The sequence below is a fragment of the Pseudomonas syringae group sp. J248-6 genome (assembly GCF_032586995.1).
Taxonomy (GTDB): Bacteria; Pseudomonadota; Gammaproteobacteria; order Pseudomonadales; family Pseudomonadaceae; genus Aquipseudomonas; species Aquipseudomonas amygdali.
The window spans coordinates 37,889-63,380 of record NZ_JAWHOP010000004.1; the positions used below are offsets into that span (position 1 = coordinate 37,889).

The following is a 25,492-nucleotide window of genomic DNA, read 5'->3' on the forward strand; positions in this document are numbered from 1 at the left end:
GTGCCCCCCGATGCTAGTAAGACAGGTGTTTCACGCCAAGTTCATTCGGCGATCTGCAATACTTTGAAGATAAACGCGTACTCCAGCGCCACGTCACGCAACCCTTGATAGCGTCCACTCATGCCGCCGTGTCCGGCACTCAGTTCGGTCTTGAGCAGCAGCAGATTGTCGTCGGTTTTGCAGGCGCGTAACTTCGCCACCCATTTGGCGGCTTCCCAATACTGCACACGGCTGTCGTTGTAACCGGCGATGACCAGCATGGCCGGGTACGCCTGAGCGCTGACGTTCTCATAAGGCGCGTAGGCCTTGATGCGCTCATAGACCTCAGGCTCCTGCGGGTTTCCCCATTCGTCGTATTCGGTGACGGTCAACGGCAGGTCCGGATCGAGCATGGTGTTCAGCACATCGACGAACGGTACTTCGGCAATCGCTGCCTTGAACAGCTCGGGTCGCTGGTTGAGCACGGCACCGATCAGCAGACCACCGGCGCTGCCACCGCTGATGACAAGCTGTTCGGCGCTGGTCAGGCCTTGGGCAACAAGATGTTCGGCGCAGGCAATGAAGTCGCCGAAGGTGTTCTGTTTATGTTCCTGCTTGCCATTGCGATACCAAGCCTCGCCCAGCTCGCCACCGCCGCGTACATGGGCGATGGCAAACGCCACGCCACGCTCGAGCAGGCTCAGGCGCGCGTGGGAAAACCACGGGTCGAGGCTTTCGCCGTAAGCGCCGTAGCCGTACAGATACAGCGGGGTCGCTTTGCCGACCAGCTCGCGCTTGACCACCAGGCTGATCGGCACCTGAGTGCCGTCACTGGCGGTGGCCCACAAACGCTGGCTGACGTAGGCATCGGCGTCGAAGGTGCCCAGCACCGGCGTTTCCTTGAGTACCACTTGCTCGCCGCTGGCCAGGGTCAGTTGACGCACCTGCGCCGGACGGTTCAGCGACTGGTAGCGCAGGCGAATCCTGTCGCTGTCGAACTCCAGGGTGTCCTGCACATACAGGCTGTAGGCGGCGTCGGGCAACTGCACGCGATAGGCAGGCAGATCCTGCGGGCGTACTTCGATGATCGGCAGGCCGCCCTCGCGAAGGCTCAGACTGATGGCCTTGGCGTTGAAGCTCACGCCTTCGAGCATGACCTTGTCATCGTGTGCAACCAGGGTCTGCCAGTCTTCGCGAGCCGGGGCGCCACTGGCGTGTTCCGCTGCGTGATACAGCGCGAAGTTGATGCCGCTCTGATTGCTGCGGATGAACCAGCTCCACACACCATTGAGCAGGCCGTGATCCGGGTAATACTCGTGCCCTTCGCTGCGCGGCGCGAGGCAGGTGAAGGCCTGCTGCGGATGATCGGCGTCCAGCACCCAGGCTTCGCTGGTGGTTTTGCTGTTGAGCAGAATGATCAGTTGGCGTTCGGAACTGCTGCGGAAGCAGTGCAGGAAGAATCGACCGTCCGGCTCGTCGAACACCAGCTCTGCCGATGCATTGCCCAATGTGTGGCGATGCAGCCTGCCGGGGCGATGGGTATCGTCCAGCTCACCGAAAAACAGGGTCTGGCTGTCGTTGGCCCAGGTCATGCTGCCGTCGCAGTCTTCAAACGGCAGGCTGCTGATCTGGCCGGTGCTCAGTTCCTTGACGTAAAGCTGGTACACCTCGTCGCCACTGGTGTCCAGGCTGTAGGCCAGGCGCTGATGATCGGGGCTGATGCTGAACGCACCCAGCGAAAAGAAGCCGCCATCGGCCATCGCGTTCGGGTCCAGCAACAGTTCTTCACGGCTTTCATCCACCGTGTTGGAGTCGTCGGCCGGGCGCGGGCAGCGATAGTGACGGGCGTATTCATCGCCTTGTGTGGTGCGCGTGTAATAAAGGTACGGCCCCCAAGGGGAGGGCAGTGACAAATCGGTTTCGAGGATACGGCCCTTGATCTCCTGAAACAGGTTTTCGCGCAACCCGGTCTGCTCTGCCAGTTGCTGTTCCTGCCAGGCGTTTTCCGCCTTGAGGTAGTCGAGCACCTCGTCAGTGTCGCGGTTCTGTAGCCAGGCATAGGGATCGGAACCGTCGGCCTTGCGAGCAATCGGGGCGCTGGAGGTTGCATTCGAGAAGGACATGCTGGGCTCTCTGTTTAGGCATCAATCATGGAAATTCGGTACACGCTGAACCGATTACTGAAGCGAGGCAAGCCGCGTCAGGCAAAAGCCGTTATCATAAGCGCCTCTTTACCTGCCTTACCACGGACGTCATGACCGAAAACGACTATCTGATCGCCTGGAGCGTCTACGCCTTCGCCGCGTTGGGTTGCCTGCTGGTATGGTTCCTGATGACCCGCTGGATGTGGCGTTATCTCAAGGAACCGTTGCTGGTAGCAGTCGCGGTGCTGCTGTTTACGCCAACCATGGTCGACCCTGCCAAGGATGCGATGGCGCCAGCCGTGGCGATCACCGCGCTCGACCTGATGTTCAAGGTCGGCAGCAATGTCTGGACCGCTGTGTCGGATCTGGCCATGTATGGCATGTTCGCCTTCGCTGCGTACGCGCTGTTCGTGCTCATTCGCTGGCCGATCGAGCGCAGCCGCAAGGCTCGCCAGCCCCGGCCCGTCGCTCAGCCTGCCGACACAGACTCCACTGACGAACCGTTTGCCGAGGACGATCGCTACCCTCGCAAATCCGCTGCGCCGCTTCCTCCGACCAGGGCTGCACGGGTCGAACCGCGGTTGTAGATCCCGCTTCGTTGGCATGCGCCGTCATTGTCGGCGCATGACCTGCTGCAAAACGTCTTGAAGCGAGAACCTGAGCATGTGTGAACTACTGGGCATGAGCGCCAATGTCCCGACCGACATAGTCTTCAGCTTTACCGGGCTGATGCAGCGTGGCGGGCGTACTGGTCCGCATCGCGATGGCTGGGGCATTGCCTTCTACGAGGGTCGCGGCCTGCGCTTGTTTCAGGACCCGGCAGCCAGCAGCGAATCAGAAGTTGCACAACTGGTGCAGCGCTATCCGATCAAGAGCGAAGTGGTGATTGGCCATATTCGTCAGGCCAACGTCGGCAAGGTCTGCCTGTCCAACACTCATCCTTTCGTGCGTGAACTCTGGGGTCGCAACTGGTGCTTTGCGCACAATGGTCAGCTAGCCGATTTCACCCCCGGTGCCACTTTCTACAGGCCTGTGGGCGATACCGACAGCGAAGCTGCATTCTGCGACCTGCTCAATCGCGTTCGCGAAGCCTTTCCCGAGCCGGTTGAGGTCGAGCAATTACTGCCCTCACTGATCCAGGCCTGCACTGAATACCGTAGTAAAGGCGTATTCAACTGCCTGTTGAGCGATGGCGACTGGCTGTTTTGCTTTTGCAGTACCAAACTGGTTCAGATCACCCGGCGCGCTCCTTTCGGCCCGGCAAGGTTGAAAGATGTCGACGTGATTGTCGATTTTCAGGCTGAAACAACGCCGCACGACGTGGTGACTGTGATCGCCACCGAGCCATTGACCGAGAACGAAAACTGGAAGCGCTATGAACCGGGCCAGTGGAGCCTGTGGCGCAAGGGTGAGTGCGTGGCGCAAGGCTCGGTCGAGACAGCAGTGCAGTAACAGCGCCTCCACCGGCATACTGGATAAAAAAGAAGAGGGATATTGATGCTGCGAAGTTATCTGCGATTGGTCCTGTTCACGACAGGCCTGCTGTTCGGGGTACAGATCCCCGGATTCATCAGTGATTACAGCAAGCGTGTCGAAGCGCATCTGATCGAGGCGCAACAGGCCGTCAAGGGCTACACCGCTACTGCGCAGCAGTTCTTCAAGGGCGATATACAGGCGCTGATCCAACACTATCGCAGCAGCGAAGACCCGGTTTTCCGAGCCGATGCGGACAACATCGATACGTTGATGAGCCGTACCCATATCCTTGAGCGTCAGTGGCTCGGACTCCAGGGACCGTGGTATTCCAAAGCCCTGTTCGTCGTCACGTCTGCCGATGCGGATATCCGCCGGGAAACGTTCAACGGTTATACGTGGCAAGTTCTGCTGGCCCCCGAAGTCATTGCCTGGGGCATCATCAGTGCATTGCTGCTGGCGCTGGTGATCGAAAGCTTCGTGCTGTTGCTCGGCTGGGTGATCCACGGCGGACGACGCAAGCCGCAACTTGAGCGGGACTGGCGCTGATCGCTGGATACGGTAATAACGACAACGGGCGTTGCATAGAGTCAGCACGCGCCCGTCATGCTTATTTCGCCAGATGACGCATGCCTTCTTCCAGGCCGCGCAGGGTTAGCGGGTACATCTGTCCTTCAATCAGGTCGCGCACGATATGCGTGGACGTGGTGTAGTCCCAGGCATCTTTCGGATAGGGATTGATCCAGATGATCTTCTTGAATTTGGCCATGAAGCGCTGCATCCATACATAGCCTGCTTCTTCATTCCAGTGTTCGACGCTGCCACCGGGCTGGGTGATTTCATACGGTGCCATTGAAGCGTCGCCGATGAAAATCACTTTGTAGTCTGCGCCGTACTTGTGCAGCAGGTCTTGAGTGGCGGTTCGCTCCGAGCCGCGGCGCAGGTTGTTCTTCCACACCGATTCGTAGATGAAATTATGGAAGTAGAAATACTCCATATGCTTGAACTCGGTCTTGCAGGCCGAGAACAGCTCTTCGCAGATCTTGACGTGCGCGTCCATCGAACCGCCGATGTCGAACAGCAGCAATAATTTGATGGTGTTGCGCCGCTCAGGGCGCATTTGAATGTTCAGCAGGCCCGCATCGCGAGCTGTGTGATCAATGGTGCCGTCGATGTCCAGTTCATCCGCAGCGCCCTGGCGGGCAAACTTGCGCAGACGACGCAGGGCCACCTTGATATTGCGCGTACCCAGTTCGACCTGATCGTCCAGGTTTTTATATTCGCGCTCATCCCAGACCTTGACTGCCTTGCCCTTGCGTTCCCCTGCGTCGCCGACACGAATGCCTTCAGGGTTATAGCCCCCCGAGCCGAAAGGGCTGGTGCCGCCTGTGCCGATCCATTTGTTGCCACCCGCGTGGCGTTCCTTCTGTTCTTCCAGACGCTTCTTGAATTCCTCGATCAGCTTGTCGAGGCCGCCGAGGGACTGAATTTGCGCGCGTTCCTCGTCACTCAGTGAGCGCTCGAACTCTTTGCGCAGCCAGTCTTCAGGGATCAATGCCTGCAAATGATCGTCGAGATTTTCCAGACCTTTGAAATACGCACCGAAGGCCCGGTCGAATTTGTCGAAATGGCGCTCGTCCTTGACCAGAATCGTGCGCGCAAGAAAGTAGAACTCATCGATATCGGCAAAGATAACCCGCTGTTTCAGCGCATTGATCAGGTCCAGCAGTTCACGCAGAGACACCGGCACTTTGGCCGCGCGCATTTCGTTGAACAGGTTGAGCAGCATGGCTGTCGCCCTTTTACGTAACGGGGTTGATGGACGCGCTCAACGGTTGCCGCGGCGGCTCATGAACGCCAGACGCTCAAGCAAATGCACATCCTGTTCATTCTTGACCAGCGCCCCGGCCAGCGGCGGGATCGCCTTGGTCGGGTCGCGCTCACGCAGTACGGCTTCACCGATGTTGTCGGCCATCAGCAGCTTCAGCCAGTCCACCAGTTCGGACGTGGAGGGCTTCTTCTTCAGGCCCGGCACTTTGCGCACGTCGAAAAACACGTCCAGCGCTTCGCTCACCAGGTCTTTCTTGATGTCCGGGTAATGCACGTCGACGATGCGTTGCAGGGTGGCACGGTCCGGGAAGGCGATGTAGTGGAAGAAGCAGCGACGCAGGAAGGCGTCCGGCAATTCCTTTTCGTTGTTGGAGGTAATGATGATGATCGGGCGCTTTTTGGCCTTGATCGTTTCATCGATTTCGTAGACGTAGAACTCCATCTTGTCGAGTTCCTGCAACAGGTCGTTGGGGAACTCGATGTCGGCCTTGTCGATCTCGTCGATCAGCAAAATGACCCGCTCATCGGACTCGAAGGCTTCCCAGAGCTTGCCCTTTTTCAGGTAGTTACGTACGTCGTGGACTTTGTCCACGCCCAATTGAGAGTCACGCAGACGGCTGACGGCATCGTATTCGTAGAGGCCCTGATGCGCCTTGGTAGTGGACTTGATATGCCAGGTGATCAGCTTCGCGCCAAAGGACTCGGCCATTTGCTCGGCCAGCATGGTCTTGCCGGTGCCGGGCTCGCCCTTGACCAACAGCGGACGCTCCAGCGTGATTGCCGCGTTGACCGCCAGCTTGAGATCGTCAGTGGCGACGTATGCCGGGGTGCCTTCGAACTTCATGATCAATCCTTTTCACGTGGGTAGGCGCAGCCTGCCGGTGCGCACACCGTAACAGGGGCAAGCAATGCCGGAACTATAACGTGGCTGCCGGACGGCTGTGAACGCAGACGCCTCATTCAGTTCTTGAATGGGGCGTCACGCAGTGACCGGGTCGAAATTGTAACGCTGCTTTTGGTATGGCTAATTTGGCTATACCATACGCTTCATGTCGACTAAATACAGATTCAGGGATAAATACAGGATTCAGTTGAGGGAAAAAGACCACCTGCCGCCGCATGTGCATCTGACCGGTGGTGGTCTGGATGTACTGATTTGCCTTGAGCTCGTAGAGCCCATGCGCGGACATGCCCCGACTGTTGTGCTTAAGGAAGCTCTCGAATGGATACGAATTCACCGCGACGAACTGATGGAGGAGTGGAAACGATGGCATCCATGAAACGACCCCGGCTCAGGGATGTTCAGGCGCAGTCCGGATACCGGCTGGCCCTGACATTCATCGACGATCAACAATTCGTCCTCGACATGAGCGCTGATGTGCAGGCTTTTCCGGGGTTACGACCCCTGATTGCTGCTGAAGCCTTTGCCCACGCCCAAGTGGGCGATGATGGCTGGACGGTTGAATGGCCTGAACTGGATATCCAGATCGGTGCGGATACCCTGTATCTCGACGCTCAGGCTCAAGCTGCCACCGACGAAAACACGCGTATTTTCATCGGGTGGCGTGCCCGCACGGGTTTGCCCTTGGCTAAGGCCGCACAGGCATTGGGTGTCAGCCCTCGCAGCATCACTCGCTACAGCAACTCTCGCGAAGCTACGCCACGTACCCTTGCGCTGGCTTGCCTGGGCTGGGATGCATTGCAGCAACAGGCACATGCCGCCGAGGAGCGGGGTGTTTATTCCGTGGATAAAAAGGACCACTAAGACCCCTTGCTGCTCTCATAACGCGCATTGAATGCCTGCACGAAAGCATTGCGCAGGATCTGCAGAAACGCTTGGAAGCCGCTGATGTCCTGCTGATGGACGCTGCCGCTCAGATCGACACGGGTGGCGAACTGGTTTTCCCGCTGGTTTTTCAATACGGTTTCGCTGGTGCCGACCAGCGCTTCCCAGATCGAGCGGAAAACGCCCTTGTCCTTGTTCTCGACGTCCTGCTGCCAGTTGAACACGTCCACGTTGCGCAGCAGCGGCTTTATATAGCCCTTGAGCTGGCCTTTGTCGGCCTGCGCTTCAATCACCACATCGCCATCGCCGGCGTTGAAATCGAACTTGCCATACGCCGACGAGAAGTCGTTGAGCTTCTTGAGCTGAATGCCGGTGGCGCGCAGTTTGAAGTCGAAATCTTCAAAGTTGCTGAACGGATCGAATCTGGCGGTGCTCTCCAGGTCGGCATGGCCCAGCAGACGTGCCTTGCCCTTGAACTCGGCATCGCGGTTGCCTTCCACGTCGACCACGTTGGTCAGGTTATAGATGCTGGCATTGACCTGATCCGCCTCGATTTTTACTTTGGGCGTGGAGTTGAAGTTATTGAAGGTGATGCGCCCGTTATCGATGCGCAATTCGTTGAGGGTGATGGGCAGCAGCTTGTTCATCTGGGTACGCCAGTCAGTGCCTTGACCGGTCTGCGAGGCTTGCTTGCTGCCACCGTCTACAAAGTTGATCTGCGGGCCGGTGAACAGGGCTTTCGCCACCACGGCATGGTCATACCAGAGCGAATGCCAGCTGACTGCCAGCTCGATCATCGGCGCGTCGAAGAAAGGCACCGGGACCTTGCCGTCGGTCTTGACGATCTTCAGTCCTTTGATCCGGTAAGCCCCTCGCCACAGTGCCAGGTCTACGTCGGTGATCTCACCTCGGTAGTCGCCCATGTCGGCCAGTTTGTCGTTCAGATAGTCGCGCACCAGATAGGGCAAGGCGATATTGACCGCGATCAGCAGAACTACCAGAGCGGCCATGGTCCATAGCGGCCAGCTGTAGCGACGTTTCATGACATGAGTCTCCTGTTTCAATGAGGGATTGACTGCGTACGCGGTCATCCGTTCGGTCAGACTGGACGCCCCAGGGTTGGCGGCATAGGCTTTGGGTCTTTAACCGATGTGCACAAGGACACTTTCATGAGCCGTATCTACGCTGATAACGCCCATTCCATCGGTAATACGCCGCTGGTGCAGATCAATCGTATTGCGCCCCGCGGTGTCACGATTCTGGCCAAGATCGAAGGACGTAATCCGGGCTACTCCGTCAAGTGCCGTATCGGCGCCAACATGATCTGGGACGCTGAAAGCAGCGGCAAACTCAAGCCTGGCATGACCATCGTCGAACCGACCTCGGGCAATACCGGGATTGGCCTGGCATTCGTTGCCGCCGCCCGTGGTTACAAATTGATGCTCACCATGCCCGCTTCCATGAGCATAGAACGTCGCAAGGTACTCAAGGCGCTGGGTGCCGAACTGGTGTTGACTGAACCGGCAAAGGGGATGAAAGGCGCGATTGCCAAGGCAGAAGAGCTGCTGGCGGGCGATCCGGAAAAATACTTCATGCCCGCACAGTTCGAGAACCCGGCCAACCCGGCCATCCATGAAAAGACCACCGGCCCTGAAATCTGGGCGGACACCGACGGCGCTATCGACGTACTGGTGGCAGGCGTCGGGACTGGCGGGACTATCACCGGTATTTCCCGCTATATCAAGCACACCGCAGGCAAGCCGATCCTGTCGGTTGCGGTCGAGCCGGACGGTTCGCCGATTATCACCCAGGCGATGGCCGGTGAAGAGATCAAGCCCAGCCCGCACAAGATTCAGGGCATCGGTGCCGGTTTCATTCCGAAAAACCTCGACCTGTCGATTGTGGACCGCGTAGAGCGTGTCACCGATGAAGAATCCAAGGCCATGGCGCGGCGCTTGATGCAGGAAGAGGGCATCCTTTGCGGTATCTCGTGCGGAGCAGCCATGGCGGCGGCCGTCCGTCTGGCTGAAAAACCGGAGATGCAGGGCAAGACTATCGTGGTGATCCTGCCTGACTCTGGCGAACGTTACCTGTCCAGCATGCTGTTCAGCGACCTGTTTACCGATCAGGAGCTTTCCCAGTAACACATCTTCGCAAGTGTGCACTTCATGCGGGCAACGCAAGGGTTTATGATGGCCAGCTTACGCGTCACCGGACGATTATCTCTGTTCGTCCGGTGCTTGCGGTCCTTCATTCAGAATCATGCATCAGTACTGCCCGCGTGACGTTTGGCGTTATCTGCCCGCTTCAAGGAGAGCTTCATGACCCTTTCATTTGTTGCCAAGGCATCGATCCTGATGCTGTTTCTGGGCAGCACGCTGTACGTTCATTTGCGCGGTCGGGCCCGGCTGCCCCTGTTGCGGCAGTTCGTCAACCATTCGGCATTGTTCGCGCCTTACAACGCACTGATGTACCTGTTTTCCCGCGTGCCGTCCGAACCGTATCTGGACCGCAGCAAATTCCCTGAGCTGGATATCCTCAAGGACAACTGGGAAACCATTCGCGACGAAGCCATGCACCTGTTCGATGAAGGCTACATTCGGGCTGCCGAGAAGAACAACGACGCCGGTTTCGGCTCGTTCTTCAAGAAGGGCTGGAAGCGCTTTTACCTGAAGTGGTACGACAAGGCACTGCCATCTGCCGAAGCGCTGTGCCCGAAGACTGTCGAGCTGGTCAACAGCATTCCCAACGTCAAAGGCGCGATGTTCGCGCTGTTGCCGGGCGGCAGCCACCTCAACCCGCATCGCGATCCGTTTGCCGGTTCCCTGCGTTATCACCTGGGGCTGTCTACGCCGAATTCCGATGACTGCCGGATCTTTGTCGATGGCAAGGAATACGCCTGGCGTGACGGCCAGGACGTGATGTTCGACGAGACCTACGTGCACTGGGTCAAGAATGAAACGCCGCAGACCCGGGTGATTCTGTTCTGTGACGTCGAGCGTCCGCTGACCAACCGCTTCATGACGCGTGTGAACCGCAGCGTCAGTGCGTTTCTGGGCCGTGCAACCGCGCCGCAGAATCTGGATGACGAGCGTGTCGGCGGGATCAATCAGGCATATGCGTTCAGCAAGCGCTTCAGCGACGGCTTCAGTGGCAAGGTCAAGCAGTTCAAGCGCGCCAACCCCAAGGCCTACCGAGTTTTGCGGCCTGTACTGGCGGTGGTGGTGCTGACGTTACTGGGCTACTGGTTGTTTGGTTAAGCAACCGCTTTGATCCGGTTGTTCGCTGTCACGGCGAACAACCGTCAGCCCTTTCTCAGTCCAGATTCACATGCCGGCTCAACAACGCTCGCAGCGCTGCGGGTTTGACCGGTTTGGGCAGGTAATCGAGTCCTGCTGCATGCACCTGAGCAATCAACTCCGGACGGCCATCAGCGCTGATGAGCACGCCCGGCACCGGTTGACCCAGGCGGGTTCGTAACCAGGCCATCAGTTCAGTACCGGTTTCGCCCTCATCCAGATGGTAATCCACCAACGCAATCTGCGGCCTGACGCCATTGTTCAGCAGCGCTTCGCATTCCAGGCGACTGCGAGCGGTCCACACCTGACAACCCCAGCGTGACAACAGGCTGTTCATGCCGATCAGGATGCTGTCTTCATTGTCGACACACAGCACCTGCGTGCCGTTCAGCGCGGGTCGGCTGACATCCGGCAGCGTATCGGGCATTGTCGCCGGGGCTGCTGCCAGTGGCACGCGCACGCTGAAAACGCTGCCTTTGCCAGGCCACGAACGCACCTGCAAAGGGTGCTCGAGAATGCGACACAAACCATCGGCAATCGCCAGCCCCAGGCCTAGCCCCTTGGCTGCGTGAGTCTTGTGGCTGTCGAGGCGTTTGAATTCTTCGAAGATCACCTGGCGCTTGTCTTCGGGGATGCCCGGCCCGCGGTCCCAGACCTCAAGGCTCAGGCTGTCGCCGTAACGCCTGACACCCAGCAGAATAGGGCCTTTGGCATAGCGGAAAGCATTGGTCAGAAAGTTTTGCAGGACCCGGCGCAATAGCTTGATGTCACTGTCGACGCGCAGTGAACTGCCTCTGAAACGAAAACTCAGACCCTGCTCCTGGGCCAGCGCTTTGAATTCGGCACCCAGGGTGTCAAACAGCGCGTTGAGCGGGAACGGTTGGCGGTCCGGGGTGATCTTGCCGTTTTCCAGGCGCGAGATGTCCAGCAGGTCGCTGATCAGGTCTTCGGCAGAACGCAACGAGCTGTCCAGATGCTGGACCAATTGCTGGGCGTCGCTGGAAATTCCGTCCTGCTGATGCGACAGCGCAGCAGAAAACAGCCTTGCAGCATTCAGCGGCTGCATCAGGTCATGGCTGACGGCGGCCAGAAAGCGGGTTTTCGATTCGTTGGCGGCTTCGGCGGTGCCCTTGGCCTCGGTCAGCGCCTGATTGAGCTGCGACAACTCGTGGGTACGTGCGGCGACACGCTGCTCAAGGCTTTCATTGACGCCTTTGAGGGCCTGTTCGGCGGCACGAAACGCGGTGATGTCGGTGAAGCTCATGACGAAACCGCCGCCGGGCATCGGATTGCCGATCAGCTCGATCACCTGACCGTTGGGGAACAGTCGCTCCGAGGTGTGCGCGCGGCCCTGACGCATCCAGTGCAGGCGTCGCGCCACGTGAACTTCAGCCTCACCCGGCCCGCACAGCCCGCGTTCGGCGTTGTAGCGAATGATGTCGGCAATCGGCCGGCCGACGCCAATCAGGCCTTCGGGGTAATTGAACAGCTCGAGGTAGCGGCGGTTCCAGGCCACCAGCCTCAAGGACTGATCCACCACACTGATGCCTTGGGTAATGTTTTCGATGGCACCCTGCAACAGTGCACGGTTGAACTGCAAAACTTCGGACGCTTCGTCGGCGATGCGTACGACGTCTTCCAGCTGCATATCGCGCCCTTCGATAGCGGCCTTGACCACGGCGCGGGTCGAGGAAGTGCCGAGCACGCCAGCCAGCAGCCGCTCGGTATGCGCGATCCACTCTCCATCGGCATTCAGGCTGGGGTTGAAACCCTTGCCTTGTCTGTAGGCGAAGCGAATGAAGCTCTGACGTGCCCGGTCTTCACCGACAAAACGCGCCGAGAGGCTGAGCAGGTCTTCTATCTGGACGGCAAGCAGCGGTCGGCTGAAGTCGCGTCCCTGGGTTTCCTGACCAATGAAACGACCTGCCTGCCAGTGCTCCGCCACTCGGGTTCTCGACAACATCGACACCCAGGCGAACAGCGTGCAGTTGCCGGCCATCGACAGCACCACGCCCTGAGTCATCGGCGAGATCGGCAGGTCGAACGGGTTGCTGTGCAGCCAGGACAGTAGCGGGAAATTGCTCAGCGACCAGCCCATGCCATGCGCCGCGACCGGCAGCACCAGGGTGTAGAACCAGATGAAGATACCCGCTGCCAGGCCTGCAAAGACACCACGCCGGTTAGCCTGCTTCCAGTACAGCGCTCCGAACATGGCCGGTGCCAACTGAGTGATCGCGGCAAAGGCGATCTGGCCGATAGTCGCCAGGCTGGCCGTCGAACCCAGCATCCGGTAGCTGACATAGGCCAGCAGGAGAATCATCACAATGCTGATGCGCCTTACCGAGAGCATCCAGTGACGAAACGCTTCGAACGGCCTTTCGGTGTTTTTGCGTCTTAACAGCCACGGCAGCAGCATGTCGTTGGATATCATCGTCGACAGCGCCACGCAGGCGACGATTACCATGCCGGTTGCCGCCGATGCGCCGCCGATGAAGGCCAGCAGGGCGAGTGACGGATGAGCGTGCGCCAGGGGCAGACTGATCACGAATGAGTCGGGCAGCATGGAGGCGGGCAGCAGCATTTGTCCGGCCAGCGCAATTGGCACGACGAACAATGCAGCCAGTGCCAGATAGGCCGGGAACACCCATTTGGCGAGATTCAGGTCCTGAGGCTCGATGTTTTCGACCACCGTGACGTGAAACTGTCGCGGCAGGCAGACAATCGCCATCATCGCCACACCGGTCTGCACGAACATCGACGGCCAGTTGATCGTGTCTTGCCAGTATTCCTCGAGGCGTGGCGCAAGTTTGGCCTGATTGAACAGGTCATCAAAACCGTCATACAGACCGAACGTGACGAACACGCCGACCGCCATGAAGGCAAACAGCTTGACCAGTGCTTCGAAGGCAATCGCCAGCACCATACCGCGATGGTGTTCGGTCACATCCAGATTGCGTGCACCGAAGACGATGGTGAACAGCGCCAGAATCAGCGACACCACCAGCGCGGTGTCCTGAGCGCGGGTGCCGGTGGAATCAGCCACGGCACCAATCAGGATATTCACGCCCAGCACGATGCCTTTCAGTTGCAGCGCGATATACGGCAGCATGCCGATCAGACAGATCAGCGCGACCATGACCGCCAGTGACTGGGACTTGCCGTAGCGTGCTGCGATGAAGTCGGCAATTGAGGTGATGTTTTCCTGCTTGCTGATCAGCACCATCTTCTGCAGCACCCAGGGCGCCAGCACCATCAGCACGATAGGCCCCAGATAAATCGGCAGGAAAGACCACAGCTGTTCGGCCGCCTGACCCACCGCGCCGAAAAACGTCCAACTGGTGCAATACACTGCCAGCGACAGGCTGTAGACCCAGGCGCGCATTGTCGGGCGCAGCGATGCGCTGTAGCGGTCGCCGTAAAAGGCGATAGCAAACATGATGGCCATATAGGACAAGGCAACGGCCGCAATCAGCCCGCTGGACAGCGACATATGAAATTCCACACCGTATTGATAGCGCGCAGTCTCGCACGATGGCCGCGCTTCGTCTTTGTCGACCAAGGTCGAGCGTGGCGGGGTGTCGCAGCTGTTACGCAAACGCCCGTAACGATGAAAAATGGTGCGGGGTGTTTTGTAAAAAGAAATGTCCTATCGACATTCGGCGGCGTTACGTCTTCAATGTGCCTCGGATTGGCGGCTACGTCAGTTCACCCCAGCCTCTCAGGACCACGGACGATGAGCCAACAGTCACAATTCAGCTTGCTCGGGAAACGCCGTTTCCTGCCGTTTTTCATCACGCAGTCCCTCGGGGCGTTCAATGACAATATTTTCAAGCAGTCATTGATCCTCGCTATCCTCTATAAGCTGAGCATCGACGGGGATCGTTCGATCTACGTCAATCTGTGTGCCTTGCTGTTCATCCTGCCGTTCTTCCTGTTCTCGGCGCTGGCCGGGCAGTTCGGCGAGAAGTACCCCAAGGACACGCTGATCCGCATCATCAAGTTCGGCGAGATCGTCATCATGGCGGTCGGGGCTGCGGGCTTTCTGTTCGATCACCTTGAATTGATGCTGGCGGCGCTGTTTGCCATGGGCACGCATTCGGCGCTGTTCGGGCCGGTCAAGTATTCCATCCTGCCCCAGCACCTGCGCGAGAGCGAACTGGTCGGCGGCAACGCGCTGGTCGAGATGGGTACCTTTCTGGCGATTCTGGCCGGCACCATCAGTGCTGGCGTGATGATGTCTTCTGCGCACTACGCCTGGGTGGTTGCGGCCGCTATCGTGCTGGTCGCCTGCCTGGGGTTCGTTGCCAGCTTCGGTATTCCGCGCGCGACTGCCGCCTCGCCCGAGATGAAACTCAACTGGAATATTTTCACCCAGTCATGGGCGACCCTGCGCATGGGGCTTGGACAGACGCCCGCAGTCTCGCGCTCGATTGTCGGCAACTCGTGGTTCTGGTTTGTCGGTGCTATCTACCTGACGCAGATCCCCGCTTACGCCAAAGAGTGGATGTACGGCGACGAAACGGTCGTCACGCTGATCCTGACCGTGTTCTCCATTGGCATCGCGCTGGGGTCGCTGCTTTGCGAGCGGTTATCCGGGCATAAGGTCGAGATCGGGCTGGTGCCGTTTGGCTCGATGGGGCTGACGATTTTCGGTCTGTTGCTGTGGTGGCATTCCGGTGGTTTCCCGCAGAACGTGCAGGCCAACGACTGGCTGGCGGTCCTTTCCTACGGGCAGGGCTGGCTGGTGTTGTTCGATATCCTGGGCATCGGCGTGTTCGGCGGCTTCTATATCGTGCCGTTGTACGCCCTGATCCAGTCGCGAACACCGGTGAAAGAGCGCTCACGGGTCATTGCTGCCAACAACATCCTCAACGCGCTGTTCATGGTGGTTTCGGCGATTGTCTCGATCCTGCTGCTGAGCTTCGCCAAACTGTCGATTCCGCAGCTGTTTCTGGCGGTGTCGCTGATGAACATCGCCGTCAATATCTACATCTTCAAAATCGTCCCCGAGTTCACCATGCGCTTCATGATCTGGCTGCTGGGCCATTCCATGTACCGCGTCGAGCATCGCGATTTGAACCGGATACCAGATGAGGGCGCAGCGCTGCTGGTCTGCAACCATGTGTCCTTTGTCGATGCGTTGCTGATTGCCGGTGCAGTGCGGCGGCCGATCCGCTTTGTTATGTACTACAAGATCTACCAGTTGCCGGTCCTCAACTTTATCTTCCGCACGGCCGGGACCATCCCGATTGCCGGGCGCAACGAGGACATGGACATCTACGAGCAATCGTTCAAGCGCATCGCTCAGTACCTCGCGGAAGGCGAGCTGGTGTGCATCTTCCCGGAAGGCAAGCTGACCACCGACGGCGAGATCAGCGGCTTCAAGAGCGGCATGAGCCGCATCATCCAGGAAACGCCAGTGCCGGTCATTCCGCTGGCACTCCAAGGCTTGTGGGGCAGCTTTTTCAGCCGTGATCCGAGCAAGACCCTGTTCCGTCGCTTGTGGTCACGCGTGGTGCTGGTCGCCGGTTCGCCCATTGCAGCAGATGTTGCAACGCCGGTGGATGTGCGCGAAGAGGTGAAGGCGCTGAGAGGGAAGGTGCAATAAGCGCTCCGCGCTGCATTGGCACGATATGACTATCGTGCCAATGCTCGTAGGCATGCATTTCGTGATGCTCTGCGTCACCTTCAGGTGCCGCCGCTGATCAAAGGCCGGGCTTGGTTTCTTCCTCCGGCATCTTCCTGAAATACGTCGATAGCAACGCCCCGGAAATGTTGTGCCAGACGCTGAACAGCGCGCTTGGCACCGCCGCCAGTGGCGAAAAGTGAGCGCTGGCCAATGCGGCGCCAAGCCCTGAGTTCTGCATGCCTACTTCCAGCGCCAGTGACTTGCGTTGCGGCAAGGGCAGCTTGAATGCCTTGCCGGTAAAATAACCCAGCAAAAAGCCGAAGGTGTTGTGCAGGATCACCACGGCCATGATCAACAAGCCCGATTCGGCGATTTTCGCCTGGCTGGCGGCGACTACGGCGCAGACAATCATCACGATGCTCACCACCGAGACCAGCGGCAGCACGTCGACGGCGTAGCTGACCCGCGCACCCAGCAGACGCTGTGCAACTACACCGAGCACGATCGGCAGCATGACCAGTTGCAGGATCGACCAGAACATATCGAGGAAGGACACCGGCAGCCACGCCGACGCCAGTAACCAGATCAGCGTCGGGGTCAGCAGCGGGGCGAGCAGGGTGGTCACCGCCGCGATTGCCACCGCCAGCGCCAGATCACCTTTGGCCAGCCAGGCCATGACGTTGGATGACGTACCGCTCGGGCAGCAGCCGACCAGAATTACACCCACAGCGATTTCCGGCGGCAGTTGAAACACCTGACACAGCAACCAGGCCACGCCGGGCATGATCACAAAGTGCGCGACCACCCCCAGCGCAACGCGCCACGGGTTTCGCGCCACCTCAGAGAAGTCTTCCAGCTTCAAGGTAAGACCCATGCCGAACATGACCAGACCCAGCAGCGGTACGATCCAGCTTTTCAGACCGATAAAGGCCTGCGGGAACAGAAACGCCAGGATGGCGAACAGCAGCACCCAATAAGCAAAGGTATTACCGACAAACCGACTCAAGGCTGCCAACGCACGCATGGGTGCTCCCTCCTGTAAAAAAACCTGTGTGAAATGAACGCGCCGTCTCACAGGACGGCGCGGTGTTGCAGGCAGCGACGGGCGGGGATCAGATCCCCTGCGGGATTTCCTCGCCGCCCAGCGCGTCGAACAGTTCCGGCAGGAACTCGCCGAAGGTCAACATCATCAGTGTGAAGCTGGCGTCCAGCTGGCCCAGTGCCTCGTCGCCACCGTCCTGTTCCGCCTGATCCTGCAGCAGGTCTTCGAACTTCAGGCGCTTGACCACCAGCTTGTCGTCCAGCACAAACGACAGTTTGTCCTGCCAGGCCAGCGACAGCTGGGTGACGACCTTGCCGGTGTTCAAGTGCAGCTGAATTTCGTCGCTGGTCAGGTCCTGACGCTTGCAACGTACGATGCCGCCGTCTTCGTGGGTGTCGCGCAGTTCGCACTCGTCCAGCACGAAGAAGTTGTCGGCCGCTTTCTGGGTCTTGACCCAGTCGGTCATGGTCGCACTTGGCGAAACCTTGACGGTCAGCGGACGTACCGGCAACGAGCCGATCACTTCACGCAGGGTCGACAGCAGGTCTTCGGCGCGTTTCGGGCTGGAGGCGTTGACCAGAATCAGGCCCTGCTTTGGCGCGATGGCAGCGAAGGTCGCGGAGCGGCGGATAAACGCACGCGGCAAAAAGGCCTGGATGATTTCATCCTTGAGTTGATCGCGTTCCTTCTTGTAGACCTTGCGCATCTGCTCGGCTTCGATCTCGTCGACTTTTTCCTTGAGCGCGTCGCGTACAACGCTACCTGGCAGAATGCGTTCTTCCTTGCGTGCAGCAATCAGCAGGAAGTCCTGGCTGACGTGTACCAATGGAGCGTCCTCGCCCTTGCCGAAAGGAGCGACGAAACCATAGGTGGCCACCTCCTGGCTGGCGCAGGCACGAGCCGGTTTGGTTGCCAGTGCTGTCTCCAGCGCTTCGGCATCGAAAGGCACGTCCTGGGTCAGGCGATAGACAAGCAGGTTTTTGAACCACATGAGGTGAGTCTCTCTTTCTATACAAAGGCGGGCATTATTCGCTCCTCGGCGGCTGCGGCCAACCCTGCACAGAGCGTTTGTAAGCCTTTGGAAGGATTATAAAAATTATTTAAAAAAGTGCTTGCCAGAGTGCAGGTCGCTCCGTAGAATGCGCGCCACACCGAGAGTGAAGGGTGATTAGCTCAGCTGGGAGAGCAGCTGCCTTACAAGCAGCGGGTCGGCGGTTCGATCCCGTCATCACCCACCAAACTCGCTTTTAGTGTTACGCGCAGCGGTAGTTCAGTCGGTTAGAATACCGGCCTGTCACGCCGGGGGTCGCGGGTTCGAGTCCCGTCCGCTGCGCCATATTCAGCTTCAAGGCCCTTGAACTCCTTGAAGCAAACAGAAAGCCCGCCTTGTGCGGGCTTTCTGCTTTCTGCTTTCCTGAAACGATGAAGTCCTCGTTCATTCATCGGGGTGTGACAGGCAGCTACCGAGCCATCCTGGTAACCATATGACCAAGCTATTTCCGCCCAGGCTTTCGACCATGTGCGGGCCATCTGCATCGGCCACGTTGGCCAGGGTCAGCAGTCCATTTTGATGCGCGTTGTGAAAACAATATTCAGTGCAGTCATCGCAGTTCAATACCCTTGACGTTTGGTTTCTAATGGCACGGTCTGGTTGATTTTTGCAGAGGAGCGCTGTTTTCATGTGATGCATTGTCGTGCGCTTCCACGCATCATCAGGTAAGACTTCCTCTTTGCCACTGTAAGTTATTTCCTTATTTATTGAAGTTTCTGGCTCGCTCTTTGTTTAACGCAATCAGGTCCTTGATTTCTCATCTTCGCTGGTATTAGCTGGTTTTGTCGGTTAGAGCACTTCAGTGTGCTGACCGACTGTCTTATATCTGATTCTGTAAGATCGCCCTGTCAAGGCGGTTGAATACTCTATATTTAAATAAGGAAATTATATGAACACTGGTATTAAACTGCTCATGGCTGCCTCTGTCATGGCAGCCTCCGTCAGCGCGTTGGCCTTGCCTGCGCTGCACACCGCGACTATCGATCAGCACGGCACTGTTGTTACTCAATCGTCTCCGTGGATCAAGTCCGTAAGTTACAGTAGTAAGAGCGACTATTTCGCAACGTATAAAGTGATTTTCAATGAGGGCCACTTCAAACACTCGCCTGGTTTCTGCTCGGCATCTTCTATTGATACCAGTGACTATGAACGGCTGTTCTACGGTCACGTCAAGTTGGGTGGGGCTGCCACCACAAAAGAAGTCAATGTGTTAGGTCTCATGGTCGGCAAGGACGGTGCCTCGGGCGATGCTTCCATGAGCTTTCAGCTGGCGTGCAGCAACTGATTGAATGAGCCTCACCGGGTGCGGGGCTTTCTCGGGGGCAGAACCTCGTTAAACACCTGCGGCTTTCCATCCATCGCATTTGCGCAGATCATCTATCCATTCCCAACAAGAACGGACGTGTCATGAATTTACCTCTTCAGGGCATCAAGGTGGTGGAGCTGGGCCAGCTTATTGCCGGACCTTTTGCGGCGAAGATCCTTGCCGAGTTCGGTGCCGAGGTCATCAAGGTCGAGCCGCCGCTGACCGGTGATCCTCTGCGCAAATGGCGTTTGCTGCACAACGGTACCTCCGTATGGTGGGCGGTGCAGTCGCGCAACAAGCAGTCAGTGACCCTCGATCTGCGCCAGCCTCAGGCGCAGGAAATGGCCCGCCAGCTGATTCGTGATGCCGATGTGCTGGTCGAGAATTTCCGCCCCGGTACGCTTGAGGGTTGGGGGCTCAGTTGGGAAGAGCTGCATGCCCTCAATCCGAAACTGATCATGCTGCGCGTCTCCGGCTATGGGCAGACCGGCCCGTACCGTGACAGGCCGGGTTTTGGCGTAATAGGCGAGGCGATGGGCGGTTTGCGTCATTTATCGGGCGAGCCAGGGCGTACGCCGGTGCGTGTCGGTGTGTCGATCGGCGACTCGCTGTCGGCGCTGCACGGCGTTATCGGCATTCTGCTGGCGCTTCGGCACCGCGAACAGAATGGCGGTGACGGTCAGCAGATAGATGTCGCGTTGTACGAGTCAGTGTTCAACGTGATGGAAAGCCTGATTCCCGAGTATTCGGTATTCAATACTGTCCGTGAGCCAGCAGGCAGCAGCATGCCAGGCATCGCACCGACCAACGCCTACCGCTGCAATGATGGTAAGTACGCGCTGATCGCAGGCAATGGCGACAGTATCTACCGTCGGTTGATGGAAAAGATCGGTCGCCTGGATCTGGCCAATGACCCCGAGCTTGAGCATAACGACGGGCGAGTCAGGCATGTGGCACGCATTGATGCTGCCATTTCGACCTGGACCGCCGAGCGCTCGATGGACGAAGTTCTTGCTGCACTCAACGAGGCGCGTATCCCGGCAGGCAAGATCTACGACGCTGCCGATATCGCCAACGACCCGCATTATCAGGCGCGTGACATGTTGTTGCAGAGCGCGCTGGATGACGGCACGCCCGTCACTCTCCCGGGGATCGTGCCTAAACTTCTAGACACGCCGGGCCAGGTAAGAGCGCCTGCGCCGACCCTGGGTCAGCACACCGATGCCGTTCTCGAAGCACACGGTATAGACGCAGCCACTCGCGCTGAATGGCGTCGGCTTGGCATCATCTGATCCGAAATGCGGCCTTTGCCGTAAACAAAACTCTATTCCAAACGGAGCTGATCCCGTGATTGATCATCTGGACCATCTTGTATTGACCACTGCTGATGTTGACGCCTGCAAGGACTTTTACGTACGCGTGATGGGTATGGCCCCAGAGCGCTTTCGCCAGGGCCGACTGGCGTTTCGCTTCGGCAATCAGAAAATCAATGTCCATGAGCGTGGCAAAGAGTTCGAGCCCAAGGCCCATCTGCCTGTGCCAGGTGCGCTGGACCTGTGTTTCATTGCCAGCATCCCGCTGGATCAGGTCATCGCGCACCTGCAGGAGCAGGACTGGCCTATCGTTGAAGGTCCGGTAGAGCGTACCGGTGCCACCGGGCCGATTCGTTCTGTGTATGTGCGCGATCCTGATCTGAACCTGATCGAAATTTCCGAATTGGCCTGATTCAGGTCGGCGACGGACTGACCCCTTCCGTGATAGTGGCAGGTCTGACCTGACCGGTTTTCGGCATGGGTGAAGGCTCGGGTTGTGTCGGCTCGTCCTCGCCATTCAGCGCCCGATGCATCTTCTCGCTGTCCAGTGCGCCAACCCATTTGGCGATGGCCATGGTGCCGACGCCGTTGCCGATGGTATTGGTGATCGCCCGTGCTTCGGACATGAAACGGTCCACGCCCAGTAACAGCACCATGCCCGCGACCGGTATGGTGCCCAGGGACGCGAGGGTCGCGGCGAGAATGATGAAGCCTGAACCCGTGACACCCGCCGAACCCTTGGAGGTGAACATCAGCACCACCAGCACGATCAACTGGTCGGTCAGGGTCAGCGGCGTATTGGTCGCCTGGGCGATGAAGATCGCGGCAATCGTATAGTAGATCGCCTGTCCGTCCGGGTTGAAGGTCAGGCCGGATGGAATGATCATTCCTGCAACCGGTTTTGATACGCCGGCTTTCTCCATTTTCGAGATCATCTGTGGCAGCACCGATTCAGATGAACTGGTGCCCAGCACCGTGAACAGTTCTTCCTTGATGAAACGCAGGAATTTCCAGAGGCTGAAACCGCTGTAGCGGCATATCGGCCCGAGCACGAAGATCACGAACACTGCGCAGGTCAGGTAGACGCAGGCCATCAGTTTGCCCAGGGAAAACAGCGAACCGAAACCATATTTGCCGATGGTGAAGGCAATTGCGCCGAATGCGCCGAGCGGTGCCAGGCGCATGACCATGTTGACGATTCTGAACATGCCCTGCATCAGGCTGTCCAGCGCATCGACAAAAGGTTTGGCACGCGGGCCTACCTGCGCCAGAGCGATCCCGAGCAGGATCGAGAACAGCAGGATTTGCAGAATATTGCCCTTGGCGAACGCGTCGATGATGGTGTCGGGGATGATGCCCATCAAAAAGTCCATGAACGACGAATGCTTCGCCGCGCTGGTGTAGGTGCTCAGGCTGGAAGAGTCCAGCGTTGCTACGTCGATGTTCATCCCTGCACCGGGTTTGAACACATCCACCACGACCAGACCAATGACCAGCGCCAGGGTCGACACCACTTCAAAATAGACCAGTGCCCGAAACCCGACGCGGCCCAGCTCCTTCATGTTTTCCATGCGCGCGATGCCTGACACCACTGTCAGGAAAATCACTGGTGCGAGCAGCATCTTGATCAGCTTGATGAATGCGTCGCCGATGGGTTTGAGCGCTGCGCCGGTTTCCGGTGCCACAACGCCAACGATGGCGCCAAGAATGACCGCGAGTAAAACCTGTACGTACAGTTTGCCTAGAATGCTTTTCATGACCGGGTCCTGAGTTTTTATTGTTGTCAGGAAATACCCGGAGACTCGGCAGGCCGGTCTCCGTGGCGTTGTACCTCGATACGACGTTGATCTGGCGAACGCGCCTCAGCGGTTGATCAGTTGCAGTACCGCGTCGGTGACCTGCCGGGTGGTGGCTGTGCCGCCGAGGTCCGGGGTGTGCAGACCGCTTTCGGTAACCGCTTCGATGGCCGACATCAGGGTCTTGGCCGCTGTCGATTCCCCCAGATGCTCAAGCATCATCGCAGCGGTCCAGAACGTTGCAATCGGGTTGGCGACGCCTTTGCCGGTGATATCGAAGGCCGAACCGTGAATCGGTTCGAACATCGACGGGAAGTTGCGGCCTGGGTTGAGGTTGGCGGTAGGGGCGATGCCCAGGCTGCCGGACAGGGCGGCAGCCAGATCGGAAAGGATGTCGGCGTGCAGGTTGGTGGCGACGATGACATCCAGCGACGATGGCTTGAGCACCATGCGCGTGGTCACGGCATCCACCAGCTCCTTGTCGATCCTGACGTCCGGGAAGTCCTTGGCCACTTCGTAGAAAATTTCGTCCCACAACACCATGCCATGGCGCTGCGCGTTGGACTTGGTGACCATGGTCAGGTGCTTGCGCGGGCGAGTGCGCGCCAGTTCGAAAGCGAAGCGATGAATGCGCTCTACACCGGCCCGTGTGAACACCGAAACCTCGGTTGCGACTTCTTCCGGCAAGCCACGATGCACGCGCCCGCCATTGCCGGAGTACTCACCCTCGGAGTTTTCGCGAACGACGACCCAGTCGATCTCGTGGCCGTTGTGCAGCGGGCTCTTTACGCCGGGCAGAACGCGCGCTGGACGTACGTTGGCGTATTGGTCAAAGCCCTGGCAGATCGGCAGGCGCAAACCCCACAGGGAAATATGGTCGGGTACATTCAAGGCGCCCACTGCGCCGAAGAAAATCGCATCGAAGGTCTTGAGTTCGGCCAGACCGCCTTCAGGAATGTAGTGGCCGTTCTTCAGGTAGTTATCCGAATTCCAGTCAAAGTGCTTGAAGGTCAGATCGAAGCCGGATTTTGTCGACAGCGCCTGCAGGACTTCAACACCTGCGGCGATCACTTCCACGCCAATACCGTCGCCGGGTACTGCTGCAATGTTGTAACTGTTCATGGCCCACTCCACTGTCCGATGCTTTTTGTTATGCCTGCGAACGCTCTGTTCGACAGGGTGTGGACGGAGTATATGTAGTGAGCCGGAACGTATGAGTTACTCGAAATCACTACATAATTAACCTTGAGTTACCAATGAACCAGACACAGGACCTGTCGTTTTTCCATCTGTTGGCTCAGCAGGGCAGCCTTGCCGCGACAGCCCGCGAACTGGGCGTGACGCCGCCTGCCATCAGCAAGCGCTTGAGTCTTCTGGAAGCGCGGCTGGGCACACGCCTGGTGAATCGCACCACGCGGTCCATGAGTCTGACTGCCGAGGGAGAGTTGTATTTCAGCCATGCGGCGCGGATTCTGACCCAGATTGATGAAGTCGAGCAGTTGATCACCAGCAGTTCTGCCAGCCCCAAAGGGCTAATCAGGGTCAACGCTTCACTGGGTTTCGGTCGCCGTCATATAGGCCCGGCACTGGCGGCTTTTTTTGCCCGTTACCCCGAGGTGCAGATCCAGCTGGAAATCAGTGATCACCCACTGGATCTGGCCACCCATGGTTTTGATCTGGGCATTCGTTTCGGCAGTCTTCCGGATGCGGCCTTTCATGCGCGCAAGATCGCGTCCAATCGACGTCTGCTCTGCGCATCACCGCTGTACCTGGAAAAGCACGGTACGCCGACACGTCTGGCGGAACTGCAGCAGCACAATTGTATTTTTCTGCGTCAGAACGAAACACCCTACGGGGTGTGGAGCTTCAGCAACGGGGGGCGTACGCAGAACATCAAGGTACATGGCGCATTGGGCTGCAACGACGGTGAGGTCGCGCTGAACTGGGCGCTGGAAGGGTTCGGCATTTTGCTGCGCGCCGAATGGGACATTGCCCGGTACGTACGCAGTGGCCGTTTGCGTCTGGTACTTGAAGACCAGACACCCACTCGGGCGGACGTCTACGCGGTCTATCCGCAGCAGTTGCATCTGTCCGCCAGGGTGCGTTGTCTGATCGATTTTCTGGTGGAGCGTTTTGCCAGTCTGGATCGGGTTGTCCCGCTGCAAGACCCGCATTGAGCTGCGGGCGTCAGCAGCCCTTCGAAGCAGCCCCTTCCTTCGGTATGAATGCAGCCTTGTCTCCTGGTTTGGTAATGACGTAAGCGCGTCGCCACGGCTGGTCGTCGATCAGTTTCCAGCGATGGCCTGGGCCGGTAGTGTCCTGTGCCAACAATATTTCCCCTGGGCGCAGTATGAAATTCTCTCCGCCGGTGGTGGAAAACTCGAGCGTGCCTGAAAGGGTGATCACGTATTGCTCTTCTGGCGCGGCGTGCCAGTTGTATTGCGAGTGCGCCGGGGTTTCCTTGAAGTGCAGGGCGCTGACATCGGTCATTGCCTTTTGATCAATCGAGCCTTCGATGACGTGTGACAGATTGTCGGGGCCTGTGCACAGCCTGTATGCCTTGATGCCCTCGGTTACAACAATAGGTGGCTTCTTGGTGGCATAGGCGGTGCTGATCGGCAACATGACTGCTGCGGTGATGGCCGCAAGGCCTGCCAACTGGCAAGCCGTCGAGCGCATCAGGCGAAAACGATTGTTCGATTGCATAAAACGTTCCTGAGCACGACAAACTGCATAAGCCCTGATCGCCAGTCGCGGTGATCGAAACAGGGGCTGGGCAGATTCGCCCACGCAGCGGATCGAATCACATCCGGTAACGGTTAAAAATTATCTTTAGTTTCATGT

At 58.3% G+C, this 25,492-nt stretch carries 22 protein-coding genes and 2 tRNA genes; 14 read left to right on the forward strand and 10 right to left on the reverse strand.

Annotated features, from left to right (window positions below):
- Positions 1–41 precede the first annotated feature (41 nt).
- Entirely contained in the window at positions 42–2,102 is a 2,061-nt protein-coding gene (locus RYC17_RS06635) for a S9 family peptidase (RefSeq protein WP_316902659.1), read from the reverse strand.
- Positions 2,103–2,233: 131 nt separating this feature from the next.
- On the opposite strand from RYC17_RS06635, the gene RYC17_RS06640 reads away from it, so the two are divergent.
- The 3 genes from RYC17_RS06640 to RYC17_RS06650 all read left to right on the forward strand — a co-directional run bounded on the left by RYC17_RS06640 (position 2,234) and on the right by RYC17_RS06650 (position 4,145).
- Positions 2,234–2,710, forward strand: a complete 477-nt coding sequence (locus tag RYC17_RS06640) for a hypothetical protein (RefSeq protein WP_058399764.1) — start codon at positions 2,234–2,236, stop codon at positions 2,708–2,710.
- A gap of 76 nt (positions 2,711–2,786) precedes the next feature.
- Entirely contained in the window at positions 2,787–3,575 is a 789-nt protein-coding gene (locus tag RYC17_RS06645) for a class II glutamine amidotransferase (protein WP_005782804.1), read from the forward strand.
- A gap of 45 nt (positions 3,576–3,620) precedes the next feature.
- Entirely contained in the window at positions 3,621–4,145 is a 525-nt protein-coding gene (locus RYC17_RS06650) for a DUF2937 family protein (RefSeq protein WP_005740963.1), read from the forward strand.
- Between the two features lie 61 nt (positions 4,146–4,206).
- On the opposite strand, the gene RYC17_RS06655 is transcribed toward RYC17_RS06650, so the two are convergent.
- Together RYC17_RS06655 and RYC17_RS06660 are read right to left on the reverse strand one after the other, a co-directional pair.
- The gene (locus tag RYC17_RS06655; protein WP_316902660.1) at positions 4,207–5,385 is read right to left on the reverse strand and encodes a VWA domain-containing protein; all 1,179 of its coding nucleotides are present in this window, start codon (positions 5,383–5,385) and stop codon (positions 4,207–4,209) included.
- A 39-nt stretch (positions 5,386–5,424) separates the two neighbouring features.
- Positions 5,425–6,270, reverse strand: coding sequence for an AAA family ATPase (locus RYC17_RS06660; RefSeq protein WP_058399767.1), 846 nt, complete (start codon positions 6,268–6,270; stop codon positions 5,425–5,427).
- 205 nt (positions 6,271–6,475) lie between these two features.
- On the opposite strand from RYC17_RS06660, the gene RYC17_RS06665 reads away from it, so the two are divergent.
- On the forward strand, positions 6,476–6,706 hold the full coding sequence (locus RYC17_RS06665) for a DUF4160 domain-containing protein (protein ID WP_044317730.1): 231 nt from the start codon (positions 6,476–6,478) through the stop codon (positions 6,704–6,706).
- Entirely contained in the window at positions 6,703–7,191 is a 489-nt protein-coding gene (locus RYC17_RS06670; protein WP_031594859.1) for a DUF2442 domain-containing protein, read from the forward strand. Before RYC17_RS06665 ends, RYC17_RS06670 begins: the two co-directional genes overlap by 4 nt.
- On the opposite strand, the gene RYC17_RS06675 is transcribed toward RYC17_RS06670, so the two are convergent.
- The gene (locus tag RYC17_RS06675) at positions 7,188–8,255 is read right to left on the reverse strand and encodes a DUF748 domain-containing protein (RefSeq protein ID WP_122281480.1); all 1,068 of its coding nucleotides are present in this window, start codon (positions 8,253–8,255) and stop codon (positions 7,188–7,190) included. The two genes, RYC17_RS06670 and RYC17_RS06675, sit on opposite strands and share 4 nt — an antisense overlap.
- Before the next feature lie 126 nt (positions 8,256–8,381).
- Here RYC17_RS06675 and cysK point away from each other — a divergent pair, with 126 nt between their 5' ends.
- Both cysK and RYC17_RS06685 read left to right on the forward strand, forming a co-directional pair.
- Entirely contained in the window at positions 8,382–9,356 is a 975-nt protein-coding gene (cysK, locus tag RYC17_RS06680; protein ID WP_002552621.1) for a cysteine synthase A, read from the forward strand.
- A 177-nt stretch (positions 9,357–9,533) separates the two neighbouring features.
- Entirely contained in the window at positions 9,534–10,472 is a 939-nt protein-coding gene (locus RYC17_RS06685; protein WP_004657737.1) for an aspartyl/asparaginyl beta-hydroxylase domain-containing protein, read from the forward strand.
- Between the two features lie 55 nt (positions 10,473–10,527).
- Here RYC17_RS06685 and RYC17_RS06690 read toward each other — a convergent pair whose 3' ends face one another.
- A complete protein-coding gene (locus RYC17_RS06690) occupies positions 10,528–14,001 on the reverse strand; it encodes a PAS domain-containing hybrid sensor histidine kinase/response regulator (RefSeq protein ID WP_122281479.1) in 3,474 nt (1,157 codons plus the stop codon).
- Between the two features lie 243 nt (positions 14,002–14,244).
- Between RYC17_RS06690 and RYC17_RS06695 the strand changes: the two genes are divergently transcribed.
- Positions 14,245–16,119 carry an MFS transporter gene (locus RYC17_RS06695; protein ID WP_058399771.1) on the forward strand — a complete coding sequence of 625 codons (1,875 nt, stop codon included), beginning with the start codon at positions 14,245–14,247 and terminating at the stop codon, positions 16,117–16,119.
- 97 nt (positions 16,120–16,216) lie between these two features.
- On the opposite strand, the gene RYC17_RS06700 is transcribed toward RYC17_RS06695, so the two are convergent.
- Together RYC17_RS06700 and rdgC are read right to left on the reverse strand one after the other, a co-directional pair.
- Positions 16,217–17,164 (reverse strand): bile acid:sodium symporter family protein, encoded by a 948-nt coding sequence (locus RYC17_RS06700; RefSeq protein WP_230017922.1) that lies wholly within the window; start codon positions 17,162–17,164, stop codon positions 16,217–16,219.
- Positions 17,165–17,252: 88 nt separating this feature from the next.
- Positions 17,253–18,173, reverse strand: coding sequence for a recombination-associated protein RdgC (rdgC, locus tag RYC17_RS06705; protein WP_057402085.1), 921 nt, complete (start codon positions 18,171–18,173; stop codon positions 17,253–17,255).
- Between the two features lie 171 nt (positions 18,174–18,344).
- On the opposite strand from rdgC, the gene RYC17_RS06710 reads away from it, so the two are divergent.
- The 5 genes from RYC17_RS06710 to RYC17_RS06735 all read left to right on the forward strand — a co-directional run bounded on the left by RYC17_RS06710 (position 18,345) and on the right by RYC17_RS06735 (position 21,264).
- Positions 18,345–18,420: transfer RNA gene (locus RYC17_RS06710), tRNA-Val, on the forward strand.
- A 21-nt stretch (positions 18,421–18,441) separates the two neighbouring features.
- Positions 18,442–18,518, forward strand: a tRNA-Asp gene (locus RYC17_RS06715).
- A 604-nt stretch (positions 18,519–19,122) separates the two neighbouring features.
- The gene (locus RYC17_RS06725) at positions 19,123–19,518 is read left to right on the forward strand and encodes a hypothetical protein (protein WP_058399773.1); all 396 of its coding nucleotides are present in this window, start codon (positions 19,123–19,125) and stop codon (positions 19,516–19,518) included.
- Positions 19,519–19,640: 122 nt separating this feature from the next.
- Positions 19,641–20,831 carry a CoA transferase gene (locus tag RYC17_RS06730; RefSeq protein ID WP_316902661.1) on the forward strand — a complete coding sequence of 397 codons (1,191 nt, stop codon included), beginning with the start codon at positions 19,641–19,643 and terminating at the stop codon, positions 20,829–20,831.
- Positions 20,832–20,886: 55 nt separating this feature from the next.
- Entirely contained in the window at positions 20,887–21,264 is a 378-nt protein-coding gene (locus RYC17_RS06735) for a VOC family protein (RefSeq protein ID WP_058408885.1), read from the forward strand.
- A gap of 1 nt (position 21,265) precedes the next feature.
- Here RYC17_RS06735 and RYC17_RS06740 read toward each other — a convergent pair whose 3' ends face one another.
- Entirely contained in the window at positions 21,266–22,609 is a 1,344-nt protein-coding gene (locus RYC17_RS06740) for a dicarboxylate/amino acid:cation symporter (protein ID WP_316889902.1), read from the reverse strand.
- A gap of 105 nt (positions 22,610–22,714) precedes the next feature.
- Complete coding sequence (locus RYC17_RS06745) at positions 22,715–23,770, reverse strand: tartrate dehydrogenase (RefSeq protein WP_058399776.1); 1,056 nt, start codon at positions 23,768–23,770, stop codon at positions 22,715–22,717.
- A 134-nt stretch (positions 23,771–23,904) separates the two neighbouring features.
- Here RYC17_RS06745 and RYC17_RS06750 point away from each other — a divergent pair, with 134 nt between their 5' ends.
- Positions 23,905–24,825 (forward strand): LysR family transcriptional regulator, encoded by a 921-nt coding sequence (locus RYC17_RS06750; RefSeq protein WP_044321058.1) that lies wholly within the window; start codon positions 23,905–23,907, stop codon positions 24,823–24,825.
- A gap of 10 nt (positions 24,826–24,835) precedes the next feature.
- Here RYC17_RS06750 and RYC17_RS06755 read toward each other — a convergent pair whose 3' ends face one another.
- Positions 24,836–25,354 carry a hypothetical protein gene (locus RYC17_RS06755; RefSeq protein WP_058399777.1) on the reverse strand — a complete coding sequence of 173 codons (519 nt, stop codon included), beginning with the start codon at positions 25,352–25,354 and terminating at the stop codon, positions 24,836–24,838.
- Positions 25,355–25,492: the final 138 nt, after the last annotated feature.

Excerpts from the sequence above, each read along its gene's own strand:
- RYC17_RS06635 (WP_316902659.1), bottom strand. The coding sequence starts at position 2,102 with ATGTCCTTCTCGAATGCAACCTCCAGCGCCCCGATTGCTCGCAAGGCC.
- RYC17_RS06640 (WP_058399764.1), top strand. The coding sequence starts at position 2,234 with ATGACCGAAAACGACTATCTGATCGCCTGGAGCGTCTACGCCTTCGCC.
- RYC17_RS06645 (WP_005782804.1), top strand. The coding sequence starts at position 2,787 with ATGTGTGAACTACTGGGCATGAGCGCCAATGTCCCGACCGACATAGTC.
- RYC17_RS06650 (WP_005740963.1), top strand. The coding sequence starts at position 3,621 with ATGCTGCGAAGTTATCTGCGATTGGTCCTGTTCACGACAGGCCTGCTG.
- RYC17_RS06655 (WP_316902660.1), bottom strand. The coding sequence starts at position 5,385 with ATGCTGCTCAACCTGTTCAACGAAATGCGCGCGGCCAAAGTGCCGGTG.
- RYC17_RS06660 (WP_058399767.1), bottom strand. The coding sequence starts at position 6,270 with ATGAAGTTCGAAGGCACCCCGGCATACGTCGCCACTGACGATCTCAAG.
- RYC17_RS06665 (WP_044317730.1), top strand. The coding sequence starts at position 6,476 with ATGTCGACTAAATACAGATTCAGGGATAAATACAGGATTCAGTTGAGG.
- RYC17_RS06670 (WP_031594859.1), top strand. The coding sequence starts at position 6,703 with ATGAAACGACCCCGGCTCAGGGATGTTCAGGCGCAGTCCGGATACCGG.
- RYC17_RS06675 (WP_122281480.1), bottom strand. The coding sequence starts at position 8,255 with ATGAAACGTCGCTACAGCTGGCCGCTATGGACCATGGCCGCTCTGGTA.
- cysK (WP_002552621.1), top strand. The coding sequence starts at position 8,382 with ATGAGCCGTATCTACGCTGATAACGCCCATTCCATCGGTAATACGCCG.
- RYC17_RS06685 (WP_004657737.1), top strand. The coding sequence starts at position 9,534 with ATGACCCTTTCATTTGTTGCCAAGGCATCGATCCTGATGCTGTTTCTG.
- RYC17_RS06690 (WP_122281479.1), bottom strand. The coding sequence starts at position 14,001 with ATGTCGCTGTCCAGCGGGCTGATTGCGGCCGTTGCCTTGTCCTATATG.
- RYC17_RS06695 (WP_058399771.1), top strand. The coding sequence starts at position 14,245 with ATGAGCCAACAGTCACAATTCAGCTTGCTCGGGAAACGCCGTTTCCTG.
- RYC17_RS06700 (WP_230017922.1), bottom strand. The coding sequence starts at position 17,164 with ATGCGTGCGTTGGCAGCCTTGAGTCGGTTTGTCGGTAATACCTTTGCT.
- rdgC (WP_057402085.1), bottom strand. The coding sequence starts at position 18,173 with ATGTGGTTCAAAAACCTGCTTGTCTATCGCCTGACCCAGGACGTGCCT.
- RYC17_RS06725 (WP_058399773.1), top strand. The coding sequence starts at position 19,123 with ATGAACACTGGTATTAAACTGCTCATGGCTGCCTCTGTCATGGCAGCC.
- RYC17_RS06730 (WP_316902661.1), top strand. The coding sequence starts at position 19,641 with ATGAATTTACCTCTTCAGGGCATCAAGGTGGTGGAGCTGGGCCAGCTT.
- RYC17_RS06740 (WP_316889902.1), bottom strand. The coding sequence starts at position 22,609 with ATGAAAAGCATTCTAGGCAAACTGTACGTACAGGTTTTACTCGCGGTC.
- RYC17_RS06745 (WP_058399776.1), bottom strand. The coding sequence starts at position 23,770 with ATGAACAGTTACAACATTGCAGCAGTACCCGGCGACGGTATTGGCGTG.
- RYC17_RS06750 (WP_044321058.1), top strand. The coding sequence starts at position 23,905 with ATGAACCAGACACAGGACCTGTCGTTTTTCCATCTGTTGGCTCAGCAG.
- RYC17_RS06755 (WP_058399777.1), bottom strand. The coding sequence starts at position 25,354 with ATGCAATCGAACAATCGTTTTCGCCTGATGCGCTCGACGGCTTGCCAG.